General features: G+C 46.3%; 7 protein-coding genes. All 7 read right to left on the bottom strand.

Features of this window, described 5'->3' with window-relative positions; translation table 11 throughout:
- Window positions 1-241 precede the first annotated feature (241 nt).
- The 7 genes from AC3WTL_RS13555 to AC3WTL_RS13525 all read right to left on the bottom strand — a co-directional run bounded on the left by AC3WTL_RS13555 (window position 242) and on the right by AC3WTL_RS13525 (window position 10,427).
- Window positions 242-1,132 carry an acyl-ACP desaturase gene (locus tag AC3WTL_RS13555; RefSeq protein ID WP_035327741.1) on the bottom strand — a complete coding sequence of 297 codons (891 nt, stop codon included), beginning with the start codon at window positions 1,130-1,132 and terminating at the stop codon, window positions 242-244.
- Window positions 1,133-1,435: 303 nt separating this feature from the next.
- A complete protein-coding gene (locus AC3WTL_RS13550) occupies window positions 1,436-2,746 on the bottom strand; it encodes a hypothetical protein (protein ID WP_248349899.1) in 1,311 nt (436 codons plus the stop codon).
- A 21-nt stretch (window positions 2,747-2,767) separates the two neighbouring features.
- Window positions 2,768-4,006, bottom strand: coding sequence for a M20 family metallo-hydrolase (locus AC3WTL_RS13545; protein WP_248349901.1), 1,239 nt, complete (start codon window positions 4,004-4,006; stop codon window positions 2,768-2,770).
- A gap of 56 nt (window positions 4,007-4,062) precedes the next feature.
- Window positions 4,063-5,337, bottom strand: coding sequence for a M20 family metallo-hydrolase (locus AC3WTL_RS13540; RefSeq protein ID WP_492369532.1), 1,275 nt, complete (start codon window positions 5,335-5,337; stop codon window positions 4,063-4,065).
- Window positions 5,338-5,357: 20 nt separating this feature from the next.
- Window positions 5,358-6,905, bottom strand: a complete 1,548-nt coding sequence (locus tag AC3WTL_RS13535) for an AbgT family transporter (protein WP_248349905.1) — start codon at window positions 6,903-6,905, stop codon at window positions 5,358-5,360.
- Between the two features lie 787 nt (window positions 6,906-7,692).
- Window positions 7,693-9,114, bottom strand: a complete 1,422-nt coding sequence (locus tag AC3WTL_RS13530) for a M20 family metallopeptidase (protein ID WP_492369531.1) — start codon at window positions 9,112-9,114, stop codon at window positions 7,693-7,695.
- 17 nt (window positions 9,115-9,131) lie between these two features.
- Complete coding sequence (locus AC3WTL_RS13525) at window positions 9,132-10,427, bottom strand: amidohydrolase (protein ID WP_492369530.1); 1,296 nt, start codon at window positions 10,425-10,427, stop codon at window positions 9,132-9,134.
- Window positions 10,428-10,513: the final 86 nt, after the last annotated feature.

Here is a 10,513-nt window from a genome sequence, read left to right as displayed (position 1 = left end):
TTTGCGATTCTATTCGCAGAATGAAAAACTCTATTTGCAAGTTTGCGATTCTATTTGCAGAATGAAAAACTCTATTTGCAAGTTTGCGATTCTATTTGCAGAATCAAATACTCTATTTGCAAGTTTGCAATTCTATTTGCAGAATCAAATACTCTATTTGCAAGTTCACGATTCTATTTGCAGAGTTCACAATTCGGTTCTTTTCGAACAAAAATAGAACCAGCAACGCCGGTTCTATAAATTATTTCTTGCTGTAAAATCGATCCCGAACCTTTTTGAGGCGGGCATGATAGTTTAGGATATCAAGTCTTGCTTTCTCTGCTTCAGGTGCGATCGGCCGAAGCTTTTCAATTTCCCAATAGTCTATAATGACATCGAGAACCTGATCAAAGTATTCAAGCGGGCCGTAGTTGGCCTCTTTTGCAATGATGGCCATACGGTTTTCAAAATCCGGCATGACAGCACCCGGCATTTTAAAGTTCATGATGACGTTGGCGAGGTAGTAGCAATAGTTAGGCTCTAATTGCAGGTGATGTTTTATAACGTCTCTGTAAAAAGTATAGTGCAGAGTCTCATCCTTAGCCAAACGCCTCAGCAGGCTGGACAAATCCTTATCATGAGGCCCTGCCACCTTTGCCACATTATAGTAGAACACCATGGTGGCCAGCTCCTGCATGGAGGTATAAACCATTGTTTCAAATGGGGTATGGAAATCAGGATTCCAGCCATTTTCCACTGTCTGCTTATGCAGCTGGTGAAGCCTGCCCGGATGGACATTACGCGTGATTAAGAGATAGGTTTCAAGCAGGTTGGAGTGCTGATCCTCTTCCGCTGTCCAGGTATGCACAAATTCCTTAATAACACTCAATGACCCTTTAAAGGTCTGGTCTAAATATGATGTAAACCATGGGAGATTTACTTCTGTCAATAGAGCTGTCTCCACAGCCGTAATGACGGACTCCGGAAGCGTCACCTGGCTTTCATCCCATGGTACACGCCGGAAATCCTGCGCTTTATCCCATGGAAGAAATTCGTGATAACCCCAATCTATTTTTTCAGCCCGCTTTTTGTGCTCCTCATACAATTCCCTTACCTTCGGCTCCAGACGAAAATCGAGATGATTTGTTAACAAGTGTAGACCTCCATCGCTATTTTATAGCTAACTATTATGACCTGTTACTAATTTAACTATATCACATTTCTGCGTTAACTAACTAACATAAAAGTCGAATTTTCGGGAAATTAGGACTTTTATTTTCTTATTTAGATCAATAATATTGAATACTTTTCCACTTTTGTAAAAACTGTTCAGCGGAGGCGTTTTCTTCTCCCGGTTTGAAAAGTTAAACAAACCAAAAAACCCAGCTGAATAATCAGCCAGGCTTTTTGAAATGTTTGATGAAACTTTTGTTCAAACATATTAAGCTCCAGTTTTTCAAAACTTCAACTCATAAACCTTCCGCGGCCGCCCGCGCTGCCCAGGCTGTTCTTCACCCGTCACTTTGGCAAGCCCCAGCCGCTCGAGCTCAGCCATAATCCTTCTTGAGTTGCGTTCGGTGTTCTTCAGCCACCTTGAGACTTCCTGTGCCGTGACAATCTTTTTTTGATAGTGCCTTGAAAGGTATTCGATTTTGGATACGATTGCCGGATTGATTTTGGCGCCTTTAAAGCGTTCTTCCCATTCCTCTCCCCAGATGCGCTGCTGGTAGGAAATTGCCTCTTCGCCGCTTTCGGAAAGGTGTTCCTTAATTTCCTTATTTTCATCGACACTAATCACAGGAGAAGCTTTCTGGTCACGTGCATATTGGAGGGCGAGCCTCACATTCTGCTCTGCATCATAAGCTGTCAGCCCGTACCCCACACCGATTCTGACCTTCAGCTTGCTGTGGATTTTCGCTTCTTCTATAAGAGAGTACATGGACGCTTCCTGAAAGTGCATATCCATCTCGCCACGGGTTGTATAAATAAAGAATAGACCATCCCCGATTTGCACAAAGGAGCCTTGCACTTTTTCGGCATAGTCAAGCATGACCTGTTTGATTTCCAGCTCATGCCGCTTCATTTCATAGGTAAAATGCTGCTCTTCGAGTGAGCTTGGAGAGTGAACGACTTCCATTCCCATAATCGCTATCTGGGAGCGTTTATACCAGTTGGATTGGCCTCTTTCCCTTAAGTAGCGGAGCACAAGTTTGATCGCGACAGGTGACGGAACCACCCGGTAGCATGGGATTCCCTGCTCCCTCAGCCGGTCATGAACCTCCTGGACACATGTCAATGCGACCTCCGTTTTTCCTTTCTCATAAAGCTCCTTATGAAAAAGGATGATTTCCTCTGCCGGTTCGTATTCATTGTAAGAAAATGTGTGGATGTTCAAATCTCCTAAAAAATATGTATTCTTAAGTATATCCAGCTCGGATTCCTGAATGGTGTCCAAGCTTGCCTTCTGAAATCCGCCTTCCCTGAGATGCGCTTCAAGGAGTGTTCCCAGCAGGCTGGAGCCATATAGAGGGGGATAATGGGCATTTTCTTCCCCGATCAGCCCTTTTGAACGCGCGTAAAAATAAGGGGCCTGTCCGGAGAAAAACCATAAATCGATTTCCGTTTTATGGTCCCTGATAATCTTCTCCGTTTCTTTTGTTTCCTTATAAATGTATGGAATCATCTCAAGCTCGCTGTATTCACGCGACAAGGCAAGTATGTGTCCAACGGAGTCTCCCGGCCCCACTACCCCAACGCGAATCTTCATTCTTTTCCACCTGCTTCTACTTTATATGCTTGTTTCAGTTTTTAAATATTGTGCGATAAGCTTTGTTCCCATTTCCAGATCTTCAATAGAGGCAAACTCCTCAGGATGATGACTGAGGCCATTTTTGCAGGGAATGAATAAAAGCCCTGAAGGCCATTTGGCCGCCATGTTCATCACATCATGGCCTGCGCCGCTTTCAAGCACCAAGGCTTTGTATCCCAACGCTTCACCTGATTGCTGCAATTTTCGCATCACTGCCTCATCAAGCTGAACGGATGGATTATGAACAAGCGTTTTTACTTCTATTGTAACACCAAAAGATTCCGAAAGCTGATGACATTTTTCACGGATCCGCTTCTCCATTTCTTTTTTCAGTGAATCATCCACACTGCGGATATCGACTCCAAGCTCAACCGTTCCGGGAATTACATTCATGGCGTTCGGCTTTAGTTCAAAGGTGCTTGCTGTTGCCACAATTGGCACCGCACTGGAATTCGATAAAGCAAGAGCTTTCTCTGATATAAATGGAACAAGAGGTGCCGCTGCAACAAAGGCATCCTTTCGTTTGCCCATCGGGGTCGTTCCTGTGTGCCCCATCTGTCCATTGACGATTACCTTTAAGCGGATTGGACAGGCAACTGCCGTTACTGCTCCAAAGTCTGCACCGGCATCTTCCACTCTGGTTCCCTGCTCAATGTGAAGCTCGATAAAACTTTTTAAAGCTGACTCCGGCCGTTCAGCATCTTCAATTGCATCCCATGACAGTCCCATGTCCTCGACTGCCTGGCGGATGGTGATGCCATCCTCATCCGTTACACCTTCCACTTCATTCTTATTAAGAAGGCCGCTCATTGCCTTGCTGCCAATGGTTGATACGCCAAAACGGGATGATTCCTCAGATGCAAAACAAATGACTTCAATTGGTGAAGCAGGCTGGAACCCTTCTTCTTTCAATTTCTTTACGGCAGCCAGACCGCAAAGGACACCGGCGACTCCATCATAGCCTCCTCCGCCCTTTACGGTATCCACATGAGAACCTACGGCAACAGCCGGTAATGAATCTTCAGCTTCCCAGCGGGCAATCGCATTCCCCGCTTCATCTCTTCGAACCTTCAAACCGATATCCTCAGCAATGGATACAAATACATCAATGGCCCGCCATTCTTCTTCCGTGTAGCCTAACCGGCAGAACCCTTCTGCCTGGTTCATGCTGTCTGTTAAATTTAACGCTTTCAGATGCTTATCCAGCCATTCTTTCATTCTCAACACTCCTCCCTGATCTAAAATGAGGCAGATTGCTCTGCCTCATCTATTCCTTAATTTAATTTTCTTATAGATTCAAACAGCAGCTGGACGGCATTCATCATCGTGCCTTCATTAATATCGAACTTCTCGTTATGATGGCCTGCCGCCAGTTCTGTTCCGAAAATACAGTATGTCGCCTGTCCTCCATTTTGCTGAACACGCTCCATGAAGAAGGTTGCATCCTCGGAGCCTGCAGGTGAATTGTCTTCAAGAATGCTTTCTTTTATATAGGAAGCTTCTTGTGCACAGGAATGCAGGACGGATGCCAGCTCTTTTGAACCATGAGCACTAATGGCCTCGCCCACAGTCTGAATCTCGTATTCTACTCCATACATTTGGGCTGATCCTGCAATAACTGCTTCGGCCTGTGCTTTGACATATTCGTTAATTTTTGTCGTTTCCCCGCGTGTTTCAATTTTCAGCACCGCTTTATCTGCAATAATATTGCGGCCTGAGCCTGCATGCAATTCACCCACATTGATGCGGGTTGCCCCTTCTGAATGACGCGGAATAGCGTAAATATTCAGAGCGGCAGAAGCGGCGGCCAGCAGGGCGTTTTTCCCCTCTTCCGGATTTCCGCCTGCATGGGAAGAAACTCCTTTAAACGTTACATCAAGTTTTGACGTTGCCAGAAATCCGTTTTTTGATGCCACAAAATGTCCATCTGGAACTCCTGTGCCGACATGTGAGGCAATTAAATAATCCACATTATCGATAACTCCGGCTTCGGCCATTGAACGAGCCCCGCGGGTGCCTTCTTCTGCAGGCTGAAAAATCAGTTTGATTTTCCCCTTAAGGCTGTCTTTGTTTTCAGCAATCAAGCTTGCCAGGCCAAGCCCGATGGTTGTATGGGCATCATGTCCGCAGGCATGCATGGTGTTTGGAACTGCAGACCTGAATCCTTCTTTTTGCGGAAAATGGCTGTCTGCCTCTGATTCATGGATCGGCAATGCATCCATATCCACGCGGAAGGCGATGGTCGGCCCTTCCTTTTTCGTATCCATAGTCGCGACAATGCCTGTGTATCCATCTTTGAAGGGTTCGATATAGTCTTTTTTCGCCCCATTTTCGAGAGCCCATTGATAATGTGCGGCAGTTTCCTCTTGATTTGGCTTACCCATAAAATAATCAGCGGCCATTACCTGCCTGCCCATTTCCAGCCCGAAGCCAAGTTCATCCAGGATCGATGCGACAATGGAGGCTGTCCGCATTTCCAGGAAGCCTCCCTCTGGATAACGGTGAAAATCACGGCGCCACTCTTTTAATTGGTTTTCAAGATTACTCACTTTTTAACCACATCCTGTTCTTATAGATAAGGACCGATTCCCGGACCAAACGGGATTCCAAAGAAGACGAATACTAAAAGCATAATGATCCACGTGATCAGGAACGTAATCGAGTACGGAAGCATTAAGGAAATGAATGTTCCAATTCCTGCTTTTTTGTCATACTTCTGCATAAATGACAGGGCGATAACCATATATGGCATCATCGGTGTCACAATATTCGTAGATGAATCTGCTACACGGTAAGCCACCTGAGTAAATGCAGGGTGATAGCCAAGCTGCATAAACATTGGCACAAACACAGGTGCTTCAAGCGCCCACTTAGCTGAACCTGAAGTGATCAGGAAGTTCAGGGAAGCTGTAAAAATGATGTAGCCGATAATCAGGCCAATTCCGGTAAACTCCACATCCTTCAGAAACTCTGCTCCATTAACCGCTACCCATGTTGCGATATTAGACCAGCTGAAGTAAGCAATAAATTGAGCGATTGCGAAGATTAAGACAATATAGGATGCCATATCCTTCATGGATTCAGCCATAAAATTGGCCACATCTTTACTGCTCTTAATATTTCCAACCGTGATTCCGTATACAGTACCAATAATGATAAAGAAGAACAGAATAATCGGGATAATGCCATCCAGGAATGGAGATGGAACCAGTCCGCCATCTTCATTGGTTAACGGGCTATTCGGTATAAGGATCGCTCCCACAATAAGGGCTATATAGGCGAACCCGGCAATGACTGCATTCCGCAAAGCCTTGCCGGCATTAGGAGGATCTTCTGTAATGGCTTCTTTTACCTCATCGCCCTTGTATTCTCCAAGGCGCGGCTCAATGAACTTCGTCGTGACAAGTCCGCCAACAATGGTTAAAACAAATACGGAAACAATATTAAAATACCAGTTATCAATTGGTGTAACGACCATATTCTCGTCAATAATTTTGGCAGCTTCTGTTGAAATTCCGGCCAAAAGTGCGTCTGTTCCTGCAATCAGCAGGTTTGCTGTAAAACCGGCACCGGCTGATGCATACCCTGCAGCCAAACCGGCAATCGGGTTGCGGCCAATTTTGTAGAAGACCATTGCTGCAAGCGGCGGTACAAGCACCATTGCTGCATCTGAAGCGATATTCCCCATGATCCCGACAAACACAACGGTGTACGTGATTAATGCCGGCGGTGATTTTAAAATTGTTTTCTTAATGGCATAATCCAGCATGCCGACTTTCTCGGCAAGACCGATCCCGAGCATCATGGACAGAACCAGTCCAAGCGGCGCAAATCCGGTGAAGTTATCGAGCATGGATGTCAGAATAAAATTCAGGCCTTCTCCAGATGCCAGGTTCTTAACTTCCAGTTCCTCTCCCGAGCCAGGGTGGACAACAGTAGCACCAAAGGCACTGAATATAGCTGAAACAATAATAACTAACACTGCGAGCCCGGCAAATAATATAAATGGATCCGGGAGCTTGTTTCCTACCTTTTCGACTCCATTGAGGAATCGCTGGGCAATCCCAGGCTTCTTGTTTTCTGTTACCACTTTCTTTCCTTGTTTTTCTGTTTTCATATACTCCCCTCGCTTTTCTGTTTTTGGTATTTATTACTTATGAATTAAGCCTCGTTGGTTTTCAATGTGTATGCTTGCTTTAGCTTTTTGGCAAGCTCGCCGGATTGAGATTCACCTCTCTGGTAATCTGGGTTCGGACTTACATACCTGCATTGCGGATTTCTTTGTCCGAAGTTGCTCCGGGTTCGGACTTAAGAGCTCGAATTTCTGCTTTCTCTGTCCGAAGTTGCCTCGGGTTCGGACTCAAAGCACCGTATTTCGGCTTTCTCTGTCCGAAGTTGCCTCGGGTTCGGACTCAAAGCACCGTATTTCGGCTTTCTCTGTCCGAAGTTGCACCGGGTTCGGACTCTAAAACCCGTATTTCGGCTTTCTCTGTCCGAAGTTGCTCCAGGTTCGGACTCTAAACACTGCATTTCTACTTTCTCTGTCCGAAGTTGCACCGGGTTCGGACTCTAAACCCCGCATTTCTGCTTTCTCTGTCCGAAGTTGCTCCAGGTTCGGACTCAAAGCACCGCATTTCTGCTTTCTCTGTCGGAAGTTGCACCGGATTCGGACTCAAAACACTGCATTTCTACTTTCTCTGTCCGAAGTTGATCCGGGTTCAGACTCTAAACCCCGCATTTCTGCTTTCTCTGTCCGAAGTTCCTCCCGGTTCGGACTCTAAACACCGTATTTCTGCTTTCTCTTTCCGAAGTTGCTCCGGGTTCGGACTCAAAACACTGCATTCTACCTTCTCTGTCCGAAGTTGCTCCAGCTCAGACTCACTCGTCCCCGCCCCAATGGGAGCCTACTTTAAAGCAGAGGGCTTAACCTCTGCAGGAATTGGACATGTGTAAGGATTAGCTTCCTTAAACTCTTTGAATTCCTGTTTAACAGCTTCCAATTTTTCCTGGTCGGTCAGCAGTTTTACACCGGTTAATGCCATAGCTTCTGCTGCCCGGAGCATCCCTTTGTGCGCATAGGTGCTGATGCCTTGAGTGGTCATCTGCCAGGTATGGAGCGGTGTTCCCAATGCTGATGTTGAGGCTGTCAGCTGCGCGGTTGGAACGACCCAGCTTACATCTGAGACATCGGTAGAGCCGGCAAGGACTTCTTTGGAAGGTTCATAGGCTGAGATGGTTTCAGCCAGGTATTTCCCCTCAAATTCACTGCCATCCCCCACATAGCCAAACCCTCGTAAAATATCTAAATAGCTTTCTTTTTCACCATCTGATAGGGTTGTCCAAAGCTTTTCGGCAAAGGCCTTTTCTTCTTCATCCGGTTTTTCGATTCCGGCTTCCTGAAGGCTTTGGCAGAGAATTTTTTCAAGACTGCGGTTTGGAATATAATTGGAGCAGGCCTTATCAAACTCAATGGTAAGCTCTGTTTCTGTCATCAAAGCTGCGCCTTCCGCGATTTTGCATACCCGTTTATAGATTTCGTCCACCTGCTGAACCTTTGGCGCCCTGATCAGATAAAGGACCTCGGCGTCTGCCTGTACGACATTCGGCGAGATGCCCCCTGTGTTGGTGATGGCGTAATGCATTCTGGCTTCCGGCACAACATGCTCGCGAAGGTAATTCACACCTACGTTCATGAGCTCAACCGCATCGAGGGCACTTCGTCCAAGATGAGGCGAGTTCGCCGCATGTGAGGATAAGCCTTTAAATCTGAAATAAACCTGATAGTTTGCAAGACTCGATAAGCTCATGATGCTGTTGGCAGGAGATGGATGCCATGTTAAGGCTGCGTCCACCCCTTCAAATACTCCTTCGCGGACCATGAAGGTTTTTCCGGAACCGCCCTCTTCGCCTGGACAGCCAAAAAACTTAACCGTCCCAGGCAGATTGTTTTCTTCTAAATATTGTTTTGCAGCACAGGCTGCCGCAAAGGCGCCGGTCCCCAGGAGGTTATGGCCGCATCCATGACCGACATTCAGCTCGGTTGGTTCATACGAAGTTTTATTTGGCACCTGCCCCAATCCGGACAGAGCATCGAATTCACCAAGAAAGCCAATAACAGGAGCTCCGCTTCCGTAAGAAGCTACAAAAGCGGTTTCAATATTTCCAGCATTCCGTTCAACCTGGAAGCCTGCTTTTTCACATTGGGATGCCAGAAATTCTGCTGATGCATACTCTTCAAATCTAGTTTCAGGATGGTGATAGATATACTCGCTTATTTTTTCAAATGTCTCTTTGTTTTCTGCCAAAAAGGCTTTTGTAAAGTTCATGATTTCCTCCCTTAATTCTAAATGGCCGAACCGCCATTTAAGATATGAATATAAGCATCGACCGCAACCAGTAAAGCATCTTCGTCAAAATCGAATTGAGGATGGTGGTGAGGATAGTCAAGCTTCGTTCCAAACAGCATAAACGTAGCTTTGCCGCCATGCTTCTGGACCCTGTTCATCATAAAGCTGACATCTTCCGATCCGGAGACAGGGACAGATGGCAGCACTTCCTTCACAAGCTCGCTTGATGCACACCATTCGGTAATTTTCGGGATCAGCTCTTCATCACAGACAACCACTTCCGTAACTCCGACTGCTTCAAGTGTGCAGGACACATCGTGCATATCTGCTGCCGCCTGAAGAATCCGGGTCGCTTTTTCAGCCATATATTGGGCAATTTCCGGAGTCTCACCACGTACCTCAATTTCCATATAGCTGTCGCCCGGGATGATGTTCCTGCCGCTTCCTGCGGCCAGCTTCCCAACATTCACCCTGGTGACACCATCATGGTGGCGCGGAATGCCGTAAAGGTTGTTAGCAGCTGTTGTCGCTGCCAATAAAGCATTTTTCCCGAGTTCGGGATTGATGCCGGCATGTGAGGAAACTCCTTTAAAATATGCATTGTATTTGGTTGAAGCCAGAAATCCTGGCGTTGTGGCTGCGATTGTTCCAACGGGCAGGGACTTAATGCCGATGTGGCCTGAATAAAAATAATCAACATCATCAAGCCAGCCTTTGTCTGTCATGGCCCGAGCCCCTCGTCCACCTTCTTCTGCCGGCTGAAATAAAAGGGTAAAGCGGCCCTTAAGCTGGTCACTATAGGAAGAAATATACTGAGCAACCCCAAGGCCGATGGCGGTATGTCCGTCATGTCCGCACGAATGCATCACATTCTCTTCTTTTGAGATAAATTCGTATTGAGCTGGACGATGGGCAGGATCTGCAGATTCGTTTATCGGCAGGGCGTCAATATCAAAGCGGAAACCAACATGGTCTCCTGTTCTGCCAGTATCCCAGACTGCCACAAGCCCGGTATTGCCGCTGCGCATTTGATCGAGCCAGGATTCTTCAACTCCCCATTCCCTTGCCTTTTTCTCTTGTGCCTCCAGATCAGTTTGTGCAGGAAGCCCCATACGGGAATTCTCTTCAAGCGCGTCTTTACCTATATAAAGTTTGAAACCCATCTTTTCCAGTTCTTTTCCGATCCGGTATGTAGTGATGTACTCCATGAACCCCAGTTCAGGCAGTGCATGCAAAGTGCGCCGCCATTTGATCAGCTGGGGAGTTATTTCCTTTAAAAAGCTGCTGTCCATAATGATCCCCCTTGTTGAATGTTATTTCGGACATTTTCCGTTTCATTACCTTAAATGTATTATACACATATTATTAGAAAATTCAA

The sequence above is a fragment of the Cytobacillus sp. EB106-05-05-XG126 genome, from assembly GCF_058791715.1.
The sequence above is the reverse complement of the archived record's forward strand: the minus strand, read 5'-3'. Positions and strand labels throughout refer to the sequence as shown.

Excerpts from the sequence above, each read along its gene's own strand:
- AC3WTL_RS13530 (WP_492369531.1), bottom strand. The coding sequence starts at position 9,114 with ATGAACTTTACAAAAGCCTTTTTGGCAGAAAACAAAGAGACATTTGAA.
- AC3WTL_RS13550 (WP_248349899.1), bottom strand. The coding sequence starts at position 2,746 with ATGAAGATTCGCGTTGGGGTAGTGGGGCCGGGAGACTCCGTTGGACAC.
- AC3WTL_RS13545 (WP_248349901.1), bottom strand. The coding sequence starts at position 4,006 with ATGAAAGAATGGCTGGATAAGCATCTGAAAGCGTTAAATTTAACAGAC.
- AC3WTL_RS13535 (WP_248349905.1), bottom strand. The coding sequence starts at position 6,905 with ATGAAAACAGAAAAACAAGGAAAGAAAGTGGTAACAGAAAACAAGAAG.
- AC3WTL_RS13525 (WP_492369530.1), bottom strand. The coding sequence starts at position 10,427 with ATGGACAGCAGCTTTTTAAAGGAAATAACTCCCCAGCTGATCAAATGG.